Source organism: Flavobacterium sp. 38 (genome assembly GCF_057799715.1).
In genome coordinates, this window is record NZ_JBYNWZ010000005.1 from 18,843 (window position 1) to 36,196 (window position 17,354).

General features: G+C 33.8%; 19 protein-coding genes and 1 tRNA gene. 8 read left to right on the forward strand and 12 right to left on the reverse strand.

What is annotated here, in order from left to right; genetic code table 11:
• The first annotated feature begins 3 nt into the window (after window positions 1-3).
• The 8 genes from AC3E9W_RS13700 to AC3E9W_RS13735 all read left to right on the forward strand — a co-directional run bounded on the left by AC3E9W_RS13700 (window position 4) and on the right by AC3E9W_RS13735 (window position 4,748).
• Window positions 4-519: a DUF2199 domain-containing protein gene (locus tag AC3E9W_RS13700; RefSeq protein WP_488768780.1), complete on the forward strand. Its 516-nt coding sequence runs from the start codon at window positions 4-6 to the stop codon at window positions 517-519.
• Between the two features lie 46 nt (window positions 520-565).
• Window positions 566-1,030, forward strand: a complete 465-nt coding sequence (locus AC3E9W_RS13705) for an Mpo1 family 2-hydroxy fatty acid dioxygenase (protein WP_488768782.1) — start codon at window positions 566-568, stop codon at window positions 1,028-1,030.
• A 225-nt stretch (window positions 1,031-1,255) separates the two neighbouring features.
• Window positions 1,256-1,765 (forward strand): hypothetical protein, encoded by a 510-nt coding sequence (locus tag AC3E9W_RS13710; RefSeq protein WP_306160829.1) that lies wholly within the window; start codon window positions 1,256-1,258, stop codon window positions 1,763-1,765.
• A 111-nt stretch (window positions 1,766-1,876) separates the two neighbouring features.
• Window positions 1,877-2,737, forward strand: a complete 861-nt coding sequence (locus AC3E9W_RS13715; protein WP_488768783.1) for a hypothetical protein — start codon at window positions 1,877-1,879, stop codon at window positions 2,735-2,737.
• Between the two features lie 43 nt (window positions 2,738-2,780).
• Window positions 2,781-2,960 carry a hypothetical protein gene (locus tag AC3E9W_RS13720; protein ID WP_306160833.1) on the forward strand — a complete coding sequence of 60 codons (180 nt, stop codon included), beginning with the start codon at window positions 2,781-2,783 and terminating at the stop codon, window positions 2,958-2,960.
• 64 nt (window positions 2,961-3,024) lie between these two features.
• Entirely contained in the window at window positions 3,025-3,618 is a 594-nt protein-coding gene (locus AC3E9W_RS13725; RefSeq protein WP_488768784.1) for a dihydrofolate reductase family protein, read from the forward strand.
• A 177-nt stretch (window positions 3,619-3,795) separates the two neighbouring features.
• The gene (locus tag AC3E9W_RS13730; protein WP_488768786.1) at window positions 3,796-4,356 is read left to right on the forward strand and encodes a GNAT family N-acetyltransferase; all 561 of its coding nucleotides are present in this window, start codon (window positions 3,796-3,798) and stop codon (window positions 4,354-4,356) included.
• Complete coding sequence (locus tag AC3E9W_RS13735) at window positions 4,353-4,748, forward strand: hypothetical protein (protein ID WP_488768787.1); 396 nt, start codon at window positions 4,353-4,355, stop codon at window positions 4,746-4,748. Before AC3E9W_RS13730 ends, AC3E9W_RS13735 begins: the two co-directional genes overlap by 4 nt.
• Before the next feature lie 69 nt (window positions 4,749-4,817).
• On the opposite strand, the gene AC3E9W_RS13740 is transcribed toward AC3E9W_RS13735, so the two are convergent.
• The 12 genes from AC3E9W_RS13740 to mraY all read right to left on the reverse strand — a co-directional run bounded on the left by AC3E9W_RS13740 (window position 4,818) and on the right by mraY (window position 17,346).
• Window positions 4,818-4,891, reverse strand: a tRNA-Arg gene (locus tag AC3E9W_RS13740).
• A 114-nt stretch (window positions 4,892-5,005) separates the two neighbouring features.
• Window positions 5,006-5,455, reverse strand: coding sequence for a GatB/YqeY domain-containing protein (locus AC3E9W_RS13745; RefSeq protein ID WP_223709795.1), 450 nt, complete (start codon window positions 5,453-5,455; stop codon window positions 5,006-5,008).
• Window positions 5,456-5,682: 227 nt separating this feature from the next.
• A complete protein-coding gene (gene ftsZ / locus AC3E9W_RS13750; RefSeq protein WP_488768788.1) occupies window positions 5,683-7,665 on the reverse strand; it encodes a cell division protein FtsZ in 1,983 nt (660 codons plus the stop codon).
• Window positions 7,666-7,752: 87 nt separating this feature from the next.
• Window positions 7,753-9,156, reverse strand: coding sequence for a cell division protein FtsA (gene ftsA, locus AC3E9W_RS13755; protein WP_306160846.1), 1,404 nt, complete (start codon window positions 9,154-9,156; stop codon window positions 7,753-7,755).
• Window positions 9,157-9,162: 6 nt separating this feature from the next.
• Window positions 9,163-9,885: a cell division protein FtsQ/DivIB gene (locus AC3E9W_RS13760; protein ID WP_306160847.1), complete on the reverse strand. Its 723-nt coding sequence runs from the start codon at window positions 9,883-9,885 to the stop codon at window positions 9,163-9,165.
• A complete protein-coding gene (gene murC, locus AC3E9W_RS13765) occupies window positions 9,872-11,221 on the reverse strand; it encodes a UDP-N-acetylmuramate--L-alanine ligase (RefSeq protein WP_488768789.1) in 1,350 nt (449 codons plus the stop codon). The genes AC3E9W_RS13760 and murC overlap by 14 nt, the downstream gene beginning before the upstream one ends.
• 156 nt (window positions 11,222-11,377) lie before the next feature.
• Window positions 11,378-12,463, reverse strand: coding sequence for an undecaprenyldiphospho-muramoylpentapeptide beta-N-acetylglucosaminyltransferase (murG, locus tag AC3E9W_RS13770; RefSeq protein WP_488768790.1), 1,086 nt, complete (start codon window positions 12,461-12,463; stop codon window positions 11,378-11,380).
• A 44-nt stretch (window positions 12,464-12,507) separates the two neighbouring features.
• Window positions 12,508-13,818 carry an FtsW/RodA/SpoVE family cell cycle protein gene (locus tag AC3E9W_RS13775; protein WP_306160853.1) on the reverse strand — a complete coding sequence of 437 codons (1,311 nt, stop codon included), beginning with the start codon at window positions 13,816-13,818 and terminating at the stop codon, window positions 12,508-12,510.
• Between the two features lie 58 nt (window positions 13,819-13,876).
• A complete protein-coding gene (locus AC3E9W_RS13780) occupies window positions 13,877-14,236 on the reverse strand; it encodes a four helix bundle protein (RefSeq protein ID WP_488768791.1) in 360 nt (119 codons plus the stop codon).
• A 70-nt stretch (window positions 14,237-14,306) separates the two neighbouring features.
• Window positions 14,307-15,638 (reverse strand): UDP-N-acetylmuramoyl-L-alanine--D-glutamate ligase, encoded by a 1,332-nt coding sequence (gene murD / locus AC3E9W_RS13785; RefSeq protein WP_488768792.1) that lies wholly within the window; start codon window positions 15,636-15,638, stop codon window positions 14,307-14,309.
• 53 nt (window positions 15,639-15,691) lie between these two features.
• Window positions 15,692-16,048: a four helix bundle protein gene (locus tag AC3E9W_RS13790; RefSeq protein WP_456893891.1), complete on the reverse strand. Its 357-nt coding sequence runs from the start codon at window positions 16,046-16,048 to the stop codon at window positions 15,692-15,694.
• A 65-nt stretch (window positions 16,049-16,113) separates the two neighbouring features.
• Entirely contained in the window at window positions 16,114-17,346 is a 1,233-nt protein-coding gene (mraY, locus tag AC3E9W_RS13795; RefSeq protein ID WP_306160859.1) for a phospho-N-acetylmuramoyl-pentapeptide-transferase, read from the reverse strand.
• Window positions 17,347-17,354: the final 8 nt, after the last annotated feature.

Consider the following 17,354-nt stretch of genomic DNA (forward strand, 5'->3'; position numbering starts at 1 on the left):
ATAATGTATACTTATATATGTTCTTGCTGCGGAGAAGTTTTTGACCAAATGCCATTGTGCTTTGGCAGTGAATTTCCTGCTTATTATTTTACCATTCCCCCAGAAGAAAGAGAACAAAGAATTGAATACGGCGGAAGTTGGTGTTATATCGATGAGGAACATTTTTTTCATCGTGGCAGATTAACTATTCCGATTATAGATTACCACGAAGATTTGGTTTTTAATGTATGGACTACCATAAGCGAAGATAATTTCTGTCTTCGAATGGATTTATGGGAAGATCCAAACCGAGTAAATCAGGAACCTTATTTTGGCTGGATGCAGACCAATGTACCCACTTATGGCGAAACTTTGTCATTAAAATCAATGGCAATTGAACAAGGCTTAGACTTAATTCCTGAAATAAAAATGATTGAAGAAAATCACCCGCTGACAATAGATCAGGAAAACGGAATTACGTTAGAAAAAGCGATTTCTATTGTTGATGAAATAATGAAAATACAGCACGGTAAAACCTAAAAGAAATTTTATTAGATTTACGCAACTAACCTTAAAACCACAAAAAATGAGAACATTAGACCAATGGTTTGCAGAATATGCCGTAAGTCATCAGAACCCTAAAAACAAAGCGATACATTATATTTGTGTACCTGCAATTTACTTTTCAATCGTTGGTTTACTTATGAGTATTCCGAGTGCGATAATTTCTAATACACTTCAATTAAACGCTCCTATAATTGAAAACTGGGCTTTTCTCGTTTTGCTTTTTGTTCTTATTTTCTACATACGTTTATCCATTTCGATGGCTATTAAAATTGCTATTTTTTCTATTCTCTGTCTCATTGTCAATTATTACATCTCGCAATTTGTTCCGTTATGGATTTTCTCACTTGGCGTTTTTGCGTTGGCTTGGATCGGACAATTTTACGGTCATAATATTGAAGGTAAAAAACCTTCTTTCTTAAAAGATCTTCAGTTTTTATTAATTGGCCCAGCTTGGGTTGTTGAGAATTTGTTTTCGAAGAAATAAATCGATTCATTCCAAAAACATTTTGCCCAGTCTTTATTGAGATTGGGCATTTTTTTGTAAAACAGTTAGAATACCGACAAAGATTATTGTCGATAAAACTGGAAGATTTTTAGTGTCTGATTATTCGAATACAGATATCGCAGTAATTATTGACGAACAATTAAAATAAGGATTCTCTTATTTTTTAAAATAAAAATGTATTTTTGATTTACCAAAACTAAATTTATGATACAGTTAATCTGGGGAATACTAAACGTTACATTGTTTTTAGGGCTCTTTGTTTTTTCTGCAAAAAAAGCAGCAGAAATTCGTCAAAAAGTGGGCTTACCTGTTGCAATTCTTTTTTCTTTTTTTGCTTTATCTTTTGTTACGAGACCGAACAATGAAGAAAAAGATAAAAAATTTGAATTTGAAAACAGAGAGACAAAAACGCAGTCTTCAAATCGTGACACGTTTATTTCAGACATTATTCTTGAAGATGATGTGTGCAGCAAATTTAAATTGAATGCAATTACTGATGGCGAAAATGTGCGCTCAGCATTAATTAGAAGAACTGGTTTTCTAAGTGGAACAGAATGGTCGACATTATACATCGATATCAATAAAACAGAAAAGAAAGGTGTTTTTCAGTATCATGTTGGAGGAACTAAAAGATGGAGCATTCTTGGAATTGATCTATATCAAGAATATAAAGAATTTGAAGGAATGAAAGAATTTAAACGAACTTCGTTTTAACTTTCTTTAAAGTCAGTAGTATAAAATAAAGGACAAACGAAGATTTTTATCTTTTTTGTCCTTTATTATTTTAAAAAACATTTTGAAGCAGCTTATAAATTTAATCTATAAATGAGAAAATCCATTATTACAATTACGGCTCTAATTTTACTTTCTTCTTGCAAACAAACGGAGAATAAAAGTGCTGCCGACAAAACAGAAGTAAAGAAAGACAGTACTAAAATTCAAAATTCTGTACAAACAGCACCATCAGATTCTGACTTGCTTCAATTATTTACCAAAAGGAAAAATGAAGTTGTGCTCCAATTAAAATCATTGCCTAATAAAGAAGCTGCAAACGCATTATATGAAAAATATTTTGAAGAAAACGGCAATTTATTACAGCAAATAGCTGGAAAAGAAACTGGAATATTAGATAAATTCTACAATGAAGACGAAGCCGACAAAAAAGCAGTAGAGCTTCTAGGCAAAAACCTTTCGAAACATCAATTGCGTTATTGGGAAATTGGAGAAGGATATGTTGAAATTGAGCCTCTACCCGATTTCTATTACAAGATTTTTAAAGATTATGTGACAGACGATTATAAGGACTATTTGCAACTAAAGAGTGAAGAAAACAAAACACTTTATTCTGCAGATGCAGGGCTTGCTATCTCTTTTAAAGATTTGGGCGATAGAATCATTTCTTGGGAAAATTTTATGGCTAAATATCCGAACTCGAAATTAATTCCAGCTGTAAAAGAAGAATACAAAAATTATCAAATGGATTATCTAATAGGTCAGGATAATACACCAACTAGAGAACGAGCAACAGAAGAAAGCTACATTTATCCAGAGAACATTCAGGAGTTTAACCGTTTTCTAAAAAAACATCCCAAAAGTGCTACTGCTCCTTTGGTTCATTTGTTTATGGAAAACTTTAAGAACGAGAATATTATTGATGTTTTAAGAGCAGAACAGGATAAAGTTTAAATAACTAAATCGAAATTTTTAATTAACTATTAATACTAAAATCATGGAAAATAAAAAACCGATTACATTTGTTTTTTGGATTATCGCAATCATTTTGGGCGTAGTCTTATTTAAGCAATTTGATTTTCAAAGTTTAAAATTTGAAAATCCTGCATTGGCAGTTATCTATATTGTGGTGTTTGTATTTTCAGTTTATTACATCATTAGAAATTCTAAAAAGTAGATCGAATAAGATTCGAATTTCGTCACATTGAAGTTATAAAAACAACTACTAAATCCTTTATGATATGAGAAAAATAATTGTTTTATCGATGTTGTCATTAGATGGAGTTATGCAAGCTCCTGGAGGACCTGAAGAAGACCAATCTCAAGGTTTCAAATTTGGAGGATGGACTGTGCCTTATGGCGATGAAATCTATGATAAAGCTGTACAAAAAGAATTGCAGCCCGCAGATTATCTTTTGGGAAGAAAAACATTTGAAATTTGGGAAAATTACTGGCCTGACCATGCCGAATTTTGGCCGAGTATTAATGATGGAAACAAATATGTTCTTTCTAAAACCCGAGAAAAATCAGATTGGGAAAATTCTATTTTTATCGAAAGCCTCGATGAAATAAAGAAGCTTAAAAATTCTGAAGGCAAGGACATTCACGTTTGGGGCAGCAGCCAACTTATTCATCTTTTATTAAAAAATGATTTGGTTGACGAACTTCGACTAAAAATTCATCCTTTATTGCTAGGAAAAGGAAAAAAGCTTTTTGATGATAATGCAAATCCGTCATCTTTTATTTTGACAGATAGTACCATTACTTCAACCGGAGTAATTTTAGCCAATTACAAACGAGATGGAGAAGTGAAAACTGGAAATGCTATTGTTTGATTTAAGTCTGTTTGGTGATTTATGAAATAAAATTCTATTGTTGAAAATAAAAACTTTGACGTCAGACATATATACCACACTTGACGTTACTATTCTCATGCTCTCAAAGATTTACACCAATTAATCTAAGGCAAAAGCCAAAATTTATCATAAAAAATAATCCAAAAAAATTATAGAATGGAATTGAATTTTAAAGATTTTCCTAAACTAATTACTGAAAGATTGCTACTAAGAAATATTGAAAACACTGATGTTGTTTTAATTCATAAATTACATTCTGATGCAATGGTAAATGCTTTTGTTGGAAGAGAGAATTCATCAAACTTAAAAAAAGCAGAAGAATACATCATTAAAATACAAAATTTAGTAGCTAAAAATGAATGCATTTATTGGGTTATAACAGAGAAAGGAAATAACGATCTAATTGGTTCAATCTGTTTATGGAATTTTGATATTGAAAATGAAATTGTAGAAATAGGATATGAAATGTTGAGCGAATTTCAAGGTAAAGGCATAATGACCGAAGCAATCAAAAAAATTATAGAATATACCTTTGAACAAATAAAAGCCAAAATGATAACTGCTTTTCCGTCTTCTGACAATATTAATTCTGTATCAATATTGAAAAAATTGAACTTTGAATTGGAGAATGAAAAGTATAATAATAAGCATGAGAATATAAAAAATCTAGTAACTTATACTTTGAGGAATAATCAAACAGAAAACAGAAATAAATGATTACTATAAATCAAAACGATATAGAAAATTCTAAAACAAGAAATATAATACTTACCATTTTACTCTCAATATTTCTAATAGCCGATTTCTATACTTTGAAAACAATTTTAGATTCAAACCCGAATAATGATTTAATCGATCTTAGCGAAAAATTAAATTATTTTTATATCATCTTTACAATACTAGATTTGTTGTTTACATTTTTCCTTTTTAAATGGAAAAAATGGGCTTTTTGGGGAACTTTCACAATTAGTATTTTAACCTTTCTGCTTAATTTATATGTTGGGGTAGAAATAATTACATCTCTTTTTGGATTAGCAGGAGTAATACTTTTATATGCTTTACTTCAATTAAGATCTAAAAATGTTTCAGGTTGGAAAAATCTAGAATAAAAACTACCTACTCATAACAGCTAAAAAAAAGCCTGAGAATTTACATTCTCAGGCTTTAATTTTTTATAGTGACCCCGGAGGGGTTCGAACCCCCAACCCTCAGAGCCGAAATCTGATATTCTATCCAGTTGAACTACGAGGTCAAGATTTTTAAATCTTCAATTTTTTAAATTCCAAATTCCAATTTTAAGCTTGGAATTTGGAGTTTTATATTGAGTGATCCAAATTTGGAATTTGGAATTTATTTATTGGAATTTTTAAGACAACAGTTTTTTCACAATTGTCGAAATGGTTTTTCCTTCAGCAGTTCCACCTAATTGAGCAGATGCTAATCCCATTACTTTACCCATTGAAGCAATTCCAGAAGCTCCTGTTTCAGCAATGATTTTTGCGATTACAGCTTCTACTTCTTCTTCGCTTAATTGAGCCGGTAAAAACTTCTCGATTACAGCAACTTGAGCCAATTCTGGTTCAGCTAAATCTGGACGGTTTTGCTCTGTAAAGATTCTTGCGCTCTCTTTACGAGTTTTAACCAATCTCTGAAGTAATTTAATTTCGTCTTCTTCAGATAAATCTTCTTTAGATCCTGAAGCAGTCGAAGCCAATAATAATTCTGATTTCACAGCTCTTAATGCTTCTAAAGCTACAGTATCTTTTGCTTTCATGGCGTTTTTAATTTCGTCCATGATTTGTGTTTGTAAACTCATGTTTATGTTTTATTTAAAATAAGCCAAAGCCCATTAATTGATATGTTAATTTGAAATTTGTTCTCGACTTGTTTATCCTGAGCGAAGCCGAAGGGCTCGAACTGACAAAAGAATTAACTTAAAAAGTTTAGTAAATAAGTCAAATTTTGAAATTCTGTGCGAAGATAAAAAAAATAACCCGAAAATTAAATCCAATTTTCGGGTTACCCAATATTATGATTCTAAAATTAATCTACGTTGTCGTGCAAAAATGAATTGTTTGAACGTAATTGCAAATCGTTGTTACTGTCTGTTCCAACAGAAATTCTAGAATTTGTATTGTTAGATTGCGAATTAGACAAATCTATTCCTAATCTTTTGTAAGCAGGTTCTTTTTCTAACTCGTCAATTCTAGAAACATTATTATGGAATTTATAGTTAAATTCTTTTAGTTTCTTTCTTCTTTCTTCAGCTCTTAAACGCAATGTTTCTTCGATAGTCAATTCTAAAGGAGAAACTTCAGAAGTTGTAGAGAAATCTGGCTGGCTAGCAAAATCAACTCTTGGCTTCAATGTGATGTTTAATTCCTCTGGAATAGTATCTTCAACTACTTTTTCAACTGGTTTAGAAGCCAATAAATCATTTTCAACTTCCATATATTCTTCTAGAGAATATTTGATTATGCCGTTGTCAGAAACTTCAGTTACTGGCACAAATTGTACTGGATCGTTTACTTTAATTTCGCGAGTTTCATTTGTCAATTCAAACAACACTCTATTATCTTCAACAACTGGCTCTCTTTTTACAGGCTCTTGTTTGAACAAAGGAAGATCAAAAGAGAAAGTTGTTTGTTCTTCTCTTTCAAAAACTCTTTGCTGCTGAACTGGCGGCTGCTGTATTTGCTGAATTGGTGTTTCAGGAGCTGAAATTGTAAAATCAATATCTGTAATTGGCGAAACAATTTCGAAAGTTACATCTAAGTTTTTGATAAACTCAGACATTACCACTAACTCTTCCTGATTGATAGCTGGAGCAACAGCCTGTACAGGAGTTGGAGTCGGTGTAAATGTTTCATCTTCATCTACCAATTCGAAAACAACTTTATCTTCTACTTTTGCCGTAGGAGTATCCGTTGTTAAATCAAAAGATGTAAGTGGTCTGTTTGTTAAATTATGAACACTTCTCTGCTCATCCTCTAACGTATGAATGATTTTCTTTGGTTCTGTATTTACAATTTCGTTTTGCTGTTCTACATCAAAACCTGTAGCAATAATAGTTACAGCAATAGCTTCACCTAAAGTTTCGTCTTCACCAACCCCCATGATGATATTGGCATTGTAACCTGCTTCTGCTTGAATGTGATCGTTGATTTCTCCAATTTCGTCAAGAGTAATCTCGTGAGCTCCAGAAACGATAAGCAACAATACGTTTTTGGCACCCGTAATTTTATTGTCGTTTAGCAACGGAGAATCTAAAGCCGAAACAATCGCTTCTTTTGCTCTGTTTTCACCTTCTGCTACAGAAGATCCCATGATCGCAGTTCCACTGTTTGACAAAACAGTTTTTGCATCACGTAAATCGATATTTTGAGTATAGTGGTGCGTAATTACTTCGGCAATACCTCTAGAGGCTGTTGCCAAAACTTCATCCGCTTTAGAGAATCCTGCTTTAAAACCAAGATTTCCGTATACTTCTCTTAATTTATTGTTGTTGATTACAATTAAAGAATCGACTTGCTTACGCAATTTTTCGATTCCAAGAATTGCCTGCTCCTGACGCACTTTCCCTTCAAATTGAAACGGAATGGTCACGATACCAACTGTTAATATTTCTCTTTCTTTAGCCAATTGAGCAATTACCGGAGCTGCACCAGTTCCAGTTCCTCCACCCATACCAGCTGTAATAAATACCATCTTAGTATTTCTATCCAACATTTTTTCAATATCTGAAATACTTTCGATAGCTGACTGCTGTCCTACGTCTGGGTTTGCTCCCGCTCCTAGTCCTTCTGTTAAATTAACTCCTAACTGAATCTTATTAGGTACTGAACTATTTTGAAGCGCTTGCGAATCGGTATTACAAACGATAAAATCTACGCCTTTAATACCTTGTTTGAACATGTGGTTAATTGCGTTACTTCCGCCTCCACCTACACCTATTACTTTGATTACATTTGATTGATTTTTTGGTAAATCAAATGAAATACTTCCAAATTCTGAGTTGCTCATCATCTTTTTGGTTTTTTGAAATTCTTATTAAGTACATTTTTTACTTCATGACTTGGGGCCAGAAAGTAATCCTTCTCTTTTTATTCTAATTTATTCTGCGTTGTCTAAAAATTCTTTGATTTTGTCGACATATCGATCAAAAAATGATCTTCTTATTTTTGTTTCTGTAGATTCGTTAGATACCTTTTGGCTTACCGCTTCTCTAGTATCTTCAATAGTTTCTACTTTCTCAACGTAGTTTTCTTCAACTTCGTATCGCTGCACTGGCGGAGCCGTTCTATAAACCACTTTTGGCTGTTCTTGAACCAATTCCATTCTAACGGCACTTTGCGAACTATTTTCGATACTGTTCATTACTAATCCTACTGCAGTTGCAAATAACGGACTAGAGATTTCTTCACTAGAGTTACCTGCCAAATGCTCGTTTGGATAACCAATTCTAGTATCCATTCCTGTAATATATTCGACCAATTGTTTAATGTGCTGCAGCTGTGCGCCACCACCTGTTAAAACAATTCCTGCGATTAGTTTTTTACGAGGATCTTCGTGTCCGTATGCTTTGATTTCTGCAAAAACCTGTTCTACAATTTCCACTACTCTCGCATGGATAATTTTAGATAAGTTTTTAAGCGAAATTTCTTTTGGTTCTCTTCCTCTTAAACCTGGAATCGAAACAATCTCGTTATCTTTATTTTCTCCTGGCCAAGCCGATCCGAATTTTACTTTTAAAAGCTCTGCCTGTTTTTCGATAATCGAACAGCCTTCCTTAATATCGTCTGTAATTACATTTCCTCCAAACGGAATTACGGCAGTATGGCGAATAATACCATCTTTGAAAATAGCCAAATCTGTTGTTCCGCCTCCAATATCAATAAGCGCAACACCAGCTTCTTTTTCTTCCTGACTTAAAACAGCATCTGCAGAAGCTAATGGTTCTAACGTTAATCCAGACAATTCAATTCCTGAACTCTGAATACATCTTCCCACATTTCTTATTGAAGAAGCTTGTCCAACTACCACGTGAAAACTAGACTCCAATCTTCCACCATACATACCAATTGGTTCTTTGATTTCAGATTGTCCGTCAATTTTAAATTCTTGCGGTAAAACGTGAATAATTTCTTCTCCTGGAAGCATAGCCAGTTTATTAACCTGATCGATTAAAAGCTGAATATCTTTTTCGCCGATTACTTCTTCCGGATTATTTCTGCTGATGTAATCTGTATGCTGAATACTTCTGATGTGCTGTCCGGCAATACCCACAACCACATCTTTAATTTTATATCCAGAATTATTTTCTGCTTCGATTATAGCCTGCTGTATAGACTGAATCGTCTGCGTAATGTTGTTTACTACTCCTCTGGCAACACCCAAACTTTTGGATTTACCAATGCCCAAAATCTCCAACTTACCATATTCATTTTTTTTGCCGATCATGGCAACGATTTTGGTTGTTCCAATATCTAGACCTACTGCAATGTTATCTTTTTCCATTTTCTATTATTTAGTGCAAACTACTTGTTCCGTAAACCTAAGGTCAATTTTTTTGTATTTGTATAACGAACTATCTAAAACTGCTTTTTGAAAAAACGCTTTATAGTTTCTAAATTTCTTATCAACATTCATCGTTCTTCCAAAATCTATGAAGTAATCATAGTTACGATTAAACATTTTTAAGCTTCCATTCGGCATAATCTCTATAGCAATGATGTTTTTTTTCAAAAACGCATCGTCATAAATTGTGCGAAATAAAGCTGCTAAATCTTCGTTATTTTTTTCATTTATTGCCCCTGAAACAAGAGGAACTCGTGCAGTGAAATTGTCTGACAAAGGCATTTTATCACCCTCATAGTCAATATAAAAAGAAGCGCCGCCGTCATAAACTCTTGCTATGGGCGTCTTCTGTTTTACTACTGCTTTTAGAACTCCATCGATACTTACAAAAACATTTGACTTCTCAATCATGTCTTGCGTATCAAGGGTTTTCTCTATCTTATTCAAATCTAGTTCATCTTTTCTAATACTGGAAGCGTCTCTTTTATTTTCTATCAACAATTTATTAACCGTTTCTGGCTTCACAAAAAGCGTATTTTCTCCTACAAAAACGACCATAGATTTTTTCAGTTTTCGATCTCCATTTCGATGTTGAGCGAAAGAATATAGAAACAAAACCAGTCCGAAAATAAGTACTAATCTAATATTTGCCCAATTAAATACTTTCATTTAAAATCTTTTTAATTGACGGAACCATCTCTCCCAGATCACCAGCTCCAATTGTTACAATAATAGGTGCATCACTGGCTTTAATTGCACCTAATAAATCTTCTTTTGCAACAATTTTTTTGTTCGTATTGGTCATTTTACCCAAAAGCCATTCAGAAGTAACACCTTCCATCGGAAGCTCTCTTGCAGGGTAAATATCCATCAAAAACACTTCATCAAACTGCGATAAGCTTTCAGCAAACCCGTCCACAAAATCTCTCGTTCTGCTAAACAAATGCGGTTGGAAAATCGCCAAAACTTTACGCCCTCGATATAACTCTCTAACTGCTTGATGAACAGCATTTATTTCTGTTGGATGATGTGCATAATCATCAATATATACTAATTTTTCAGTCTTAATCTGATACGAAAAACGTCTTCTGATCCCGCTGAATGAAGCAATGGCTTTTGCAATAGAATCGGTTGGGGTGCCATAGGTTTTAGCCATTGCAATAGCCATCAATCCATTCATTAAATTGTGTTTGCCGGGCAATCCAAAACGCAGATCTTTTATAATTTCTGATGGCGTTTGAACATCAAAAACATAAGCCCCATCTTCTATTCGAACATTATACGCCTTATATACAGCATCTTCATTTATAGCACATTGAACTCCATCTAAAGGCAATTCTTTGGTTATAAAAAGATTATTTTTATCTTCAACTTTAGAAGCAAATTCTCTAAATGAATCTTGAATTGCATCGCTAGTTCCGTAGATATCCAAATGATCGGCATCCATAGAAGTTACACAAGCAATATCTGGACGCAAATGCAGAAACGATCTGTCAAATTCATCTGCTTCTACAACCGTTACCGTTTTACCGCTTCCGATAAGATTTGAATTGTAATTTTCTACAATTCCGCCAATAAAAGCCGTAACATCTGCACCACTTTGGAACAGAATATGTCCCAAAATACTTGATGTTGTCGTTTTTCCGTGCGTTCCTGCAACTGCAAAACAGAAAGTATCTTTACTTATAATTCCAAGAACTTCTGCACGTTTTTTAACCTCGTAATGTCTTTCAATAAAATAATTCCACTCTGAATGTGTTTTCGGAACCGCTGGCGTGTAAATCACCAATGTATTCTCCACATAATAATCAGTTGGAATTAAATTGATATTATCTTCAAAATGAATATCTATACCACTTTCAATCAATTCATTAGTCAGCATCGAAGGTGTTTTATCGTAGCCTGAAACTTGTTTTCCAATAAACTTGAAATAACGAGCCAGAGCACTCATTCCGATTCCTCCGATACCAATAAAATAAACGTTTTGTATTTGATTTAAATTCATTTTTAATTACTGTTTTTCAGATCTTTACCAATTCTTTGTTTTAGTAAAAAACTAGCTATTAAACCTTTATGTTTTTTCGCTACCAAAAGACCTAAATTGCCTAAAATAGCGTTCAAATTTATTTTTGATGTTGTATAATTTTCCTTAAAAATTATATTATAACAACTTTTTTATCTGCTCTACAATTTGCTTTGTAGCATCTGGACGAGCTAGTTTTTTTATATTATCGCTTAATTGTTTCTGTTTTCCAAAATCTTTCAGCAACGCTTCAAAAACAATGCTAAACTGACTATCAAGCTCAGATTCTTTCAACAAAATCGCGCCTTTTTCATCAACAATTGCTTGCGCATTTTTAGTCTGGTGATCCTCAGCTACATTAGGCGACGGAATAAAAATCACTGGTTTTCCAACAATGCACAATTCTGACACTGAAGAAGCTCCTGCGCGTGAAATTATGACATCTGCCGCTGCGTAAACAAAATCCATTCTTTCAATAAAATCGACCACTTTTACATTTGGCTGATTGTGCTTTTTATAATCTTCAAAATATAGTTTCCCACATTGCCAGATTACCTGTACGTCTTGAGAAAGAAAATTTTGCAGTTCTTTTTCTATTAGCTGATTGATTCTTCTCGCTCCTAAACTTCCTCCAAGAACCAATAGCGTTTTCTTATTCGGATCTAAACCGTAGAATGCAATCGCTTCTTCACGTTTGCTTTCAATGTCAATTAAATCCTGACGCACTGGATTTCCCGTCAAAACGATTTTCTCTTTTGGAAAAAAGCGCTCTAAATTTTGATACGCCACACAAATTGCATTTGCTTTTTTGCTCAACAATTTGTTTGTAATTCCTGGATAAGAATTCTGCTCTTGAACCACTGTGGGAATTCCTGCAGAACCAGCCGCTTGCAACAAAGGTCCGCTAGCAAAACCTCCCGTTCCGATTACTACATTTGGCTTAAACTTTTTAATTATTCTTTTTGATTCCAATAAACTGCTTGCCAGTTTAAGAGGAAACATCATATTCTGTAAAGTCAGTTTTCGCTGTAAACCTGCAATCCAAAGACCTTTTATTTCATAACCTGCTTGTGGCACTTTCTGCATTTCCATTTTATCTTTGGCGCCTACAAAAAGAAATTCCGCATCAGGAAATTGTAATTTTAATTCGTTTGCAATTGCAATCGCAGGATAGATATGCCCTCCTGTTCCTCCTCCGCTAAGTATGAATTTATACTTTGTCATCTCTTTCAAAAATTACAACGTTTTAAAATTTATTCTCTTTTTAATTATTTGTTTAAAACCGCATTCATTGGGTTTCTTGAATTATCTTCTATCGAATAAGCTGGTTCTTCATCATATATCTCTTGAGGAATCACATCATCTTCTGCCAATTCTTTATCAATCAATCGCTGTAAAGCTTCTTTTCGCTTTTCTTTTTCTAATTTTTCTTCAGCGATTTCATCCTCTTTTTTAGTCACGCTAATGATAATTCCAAGTCCAAGGCAAGTCATCCAGATGGAACTTCCTCCACTACTTATCAATGGAAGCGTTTGTCCTGTAACGGGCAATAACTCTACTGCAACCGCCATATTAATCATTGCTTGGAATATCATCGGAAACCCGACCCCGACGACGACTAATTTCCCGAATAAAGTAGGCGCTTTATGAGAAGCAACTACAAATCGGAATAAAAGCAACAAATACAAAACCACTATCGCTACACCACCAACCAAACCATATTCTTCTACAATAATGGCATAAATAAAATCGGAAGAAGATTGCGGTAAAAAATTCTTCTGTACACTTTTTCCTGGTCCCAATCCTCCTAATTTTCCAGAGGCAATGGCAATTTTTGCTTTTTCAATCTGATAATCATCTTCATCTGGTTTGTCTGTAGTAAAGTTCATAATACGACTTTCCCAAGTTGAAACCCTGCTGAAAAATCTTGAATCTGGAAAAGCTTTTGCCACCAAAAGGAAAAATGCCAACATCGCAATTCCTGAACCCACAATAAAAGCAAGATATTTTAATGGATATTTTCCAATAAATGTCAGCATCAAAACCATTGAAAAAATCAACGCTGTGGTCGAAAAGTTCGCTGGCAATATCAACGCCAATGTTATAAATACGGGAACCCAAAGCTGAATCAATGAAGTCTGAAAAGGCTCATTTTCTTCTTTAGTTTTGGATAAATAACGTGCCACATAAATAAACAAAACGATAGATGCCAATGTCGAAGTCTGGAATGTGATTCCGATAAAAGGAACCTGAATCCAACGGCTCGCATTTGCTCCTGCAATGACGGTTCCTTTTAAAAGTGTATAGACCAATAAAATCCAAACCACTGGAAGCGCAATTTTTGAAATCGCTCTAAAATAATGATATGGCACTCGGTGCACCCAATAAATGATTAGAAAACCAATACAGATATGTGCCAGGTGCTTTACCAAATATCCTAATGTATTCCCAGTTCCATGCCCGATATAAGCCAAATTACTACTCGCACTAAAAACAGGCATAAACGAAAACAAAGCCAATAAAGCCACGAATGACCATATTACTCTATCTCCTTTTAATTTGTTTACTAGTTCTTTCATATTTTAGATTTCTGATTTTAGATTTTAGATTATTTTAAAACCTTCGGTTTTGATTTTTTTATTTATTGATTCTGTTGTTTACTGTCTTTAGACTGCTTACAAAAATTGCTGTTAATTCGTTTGCTTCTTTCAAAGCGATTTCCAATTCTTCTTTGGCAAGCCACATTTTTTCTTTTATAATTTCAATCCAGAATAAAGTTTCGTCAGCTTCTTCCAAAACTATATTCATTTTAGCAACAAATTCTTTATCACTTCTCGCTCTGCATACTGCCCGATAATTTGCTCCGACTGATGTTCCGCTTCTTACTATTTGACTTGTAATTGATCTGATTACATTTGTATTCGGAAGCTTTTCAGCTAAATCAATTATTATCAAAGAAAACTTCTTAGTTCTCATCTTCATTTCATTCGTCGTCATACCCAAAAGAACTTGTTTGTGATCTTAAAGTCTAGCAATCAATCTAAAATCTAAAATCAGAAATCTAAAATTATAAATTATGCACCGCTTGTTTAAATTGTTTTCCACGATCTTCGTAGTTTTCGAATAAATCGAAACTTGCGCAAGCTGGAGACAATAAAACGGCATCACCTTTTTCTGTTAATCTTTGAGCAGTTTTTACTGCATCGTTCATATTATTTACTTCAACCATGATATCCACAACGTTTCCGAAAGCATCGATAATTTTACGATTATCTACACCAAGACAAATAATTGCTTTTACTTTTTCGCGAACTAATGACATCAATTCGTTGTAATCATTTCCTTTGTCTACACCTCCTACAATCCAAACGGTTGGAACATTCATACTGTCTAAAGCAAAGAAAGTCGCATTTACATTTGTAGCTTTTGAATCATTGATATATTGAACGTTTTGTATTTTTAATACTTTTTCTAAACGGTGCTCAACACCTTGGAAATTAGATAAACTTTCGCGGATTGTTGCATTTCTAATTTGCATCAATTTCGCCACAGAGCTTGCTGCCATTGCATTTTTCATATTATGTTTTCCTTCTAACGCAATGTGTTCTGTATCCATTGTAAACTCTTCTTGGTTGATCTTTATTTCCATTTTGTTGTTATTTATAGAAGCCCCTTCATCAAATTTTTTCGTCAATGAAAAAGGAATTAATTTCGCTTTTGTTTTGTTCTTTTTTAACCATTCTGTACTTGCTTCATCATCTGCATCGTAAATGAGATAGTCATTTTCAGTCTGGTTCATTGTTATTCGGAACTTCGAATTAATATAATTTTCATATTTATATTCATATCGATCTAAGTGATCCGGACTTATATTGGTTATAATTGCAATATCTGGCCTGTAATCTATAATTCCGTCCAATTGAAAACTGCTCAATTCCAAAACGTAAGCATCATATTTATTTTCTGCTACCTGCCAGGCGAAACTCTTTCCGATATTCCCTCCCAATCCGACATTCAACCCTGCATATTTCAGCAAATGATGTGTCAGCATTGTGGTAGTAGTTTTACCGTTGCTTCCCGTAATCCCAATCGTCATTGCATCTGTATAAGGAATCGCAAATTCAATTTCCGAAATCACTTTTACTCCCGCCGCAATCAACTTTTTTACTATCGGAGACTTTTCTGGAATTCCTGGGCTCTTCATTACCACATCCGCATTCAGAATCAAATCTTCTGTATGCTGTTCTTCTTCCCAAGCAATTTTATTAATGATAAGAACTTCTTTGTAACTCTCTTTTATTTTTCCGAAATCAGAAACAAAAACTTCATATCCTTGTTTCTTACCGAGGATCGCGGTTCCTACTCCGCTTTCTCCTCCACCTAAAACTACTAACCTCATACTTTACACAATTAAAAATTGAGAATTAAAAATTAAAAATCTAACATTAGACCTTAATTGACTTTCCCTTTTAAGGTTATTATAATTTTCGCCAATATTTTACAGATTTCTTCTGCTTCAATATGTATACTTTCAAATTCACTTACAGAAATATAATCTGTAGCTTTTAATAATTTCAACCAATAAATAGTTTCTCTTGCTTCTTTATAAGAAATCTCAAGCTTAAATAAGAACTCTTTATCTGATCGCCCTCCAATTGATTCTTCGATATTTGCTCCAATTGAAGTTCCAGATCTCAAAACCTGTTTACTCAACACAAACTCCTTTTTATTCTCAGATAAATATTTGTATAAATTCACAATTCTAACTGCAAATTGAAATGATTTATCCTGAATAACATTCTCCTTCATTCTTAAAAATTTTTAATTTTTAATTTCTAATTTTTAATTTTTAATTTCTAATTTTTAATTGAGCTCTATCTTAATTTTAAGGTTATGATTGATAAAATCGCTAACATTACGGCAACAATCCAGAAACGGGTTACGATTTTACTTTCGTGATATCCCTTTTTCTGATAATGATGATGCAAAGGCGACATCAGGAAAATCCTTCGACCTTCGCCAAAACGCTTTTTCGTATATTTAAAATAAGTCACCTGAATAATTACTGAAGCACTTTCTGCTAAGAAAATTCCGCAGAACAAAACAATTAATATTTCTTTACGAACTGCAATTGCCAATACTGCGATAATTCCACCAATAGTCAAACTTCCAGTATCTCCCATAAAAACCGATGCGGGATAAGAATTGTACCAAAGAAATCCGATAAGCGCTCCAACAAAAGCAGAAATAAAGACCGTCATTTCTCCCGAATTTGGGATATACATAATATTCAGATAGTTCGAAAAAATGATATTACCAGAAACGAACGTAAATATTCCGAGCGCGAGGACGGATATCGCAGAGGTTCCGGCTGCGAGACCATCAATTCCGTCTGTTAGATTCGCTCCATTTGACACTGCTGTAATAATGAAAATTACAACTGGAATAAATATTAACCACGCCCATTTCTCATATCCATCGCCCATAAAAGACAATACTTCAGCATAATCAAATTCGTTGTTTTTTACGAAAGGAATTGTTGTTGCCGTAGATTTTTCTTCAACACCTGCGGGCATAATCACTGTTGAATTTGTAGCGGTCTTAAAAATATCTGCACGACCAGTATCAGTTCTTACTGTAACTGCAGGATTAAAATAAAGCACTGCACCAACGATGATTCCAAGACCAACTTGACCAATAACTTTAAAAATTCCTTTTAAACCTTGCTTATCTTTTTTGAATATTTTGATATAATCGTCAACAAAACCAATTGTTCCCATCCATAAGGTCGTTACAATCAGCAAAACAATGTAGATGTTGTGCAGTCTAGCAAATAATAAAACAGGCAAAAGAGTCGCAAAAATGATGATAAGCCCACCCATTGTTGGCGTACCCGCTTTCTCGTTCTGACCCGCAAGACCTAGCTCACGCACTGTTTCTCCAACTTGCTGACGGCGTAAAAAGTTAATTACTCTTTTACCATAGATAGTAGACAAAAGCAACGAAAGCATAAATGCCAAAGCTGACCTAAATGTGATGTACTGGAAAACTCCTGTTCCAGGAATGTCCAATGTTTTATCAAAATATTCGAATAAGTAGTACAGCATATTTTTCT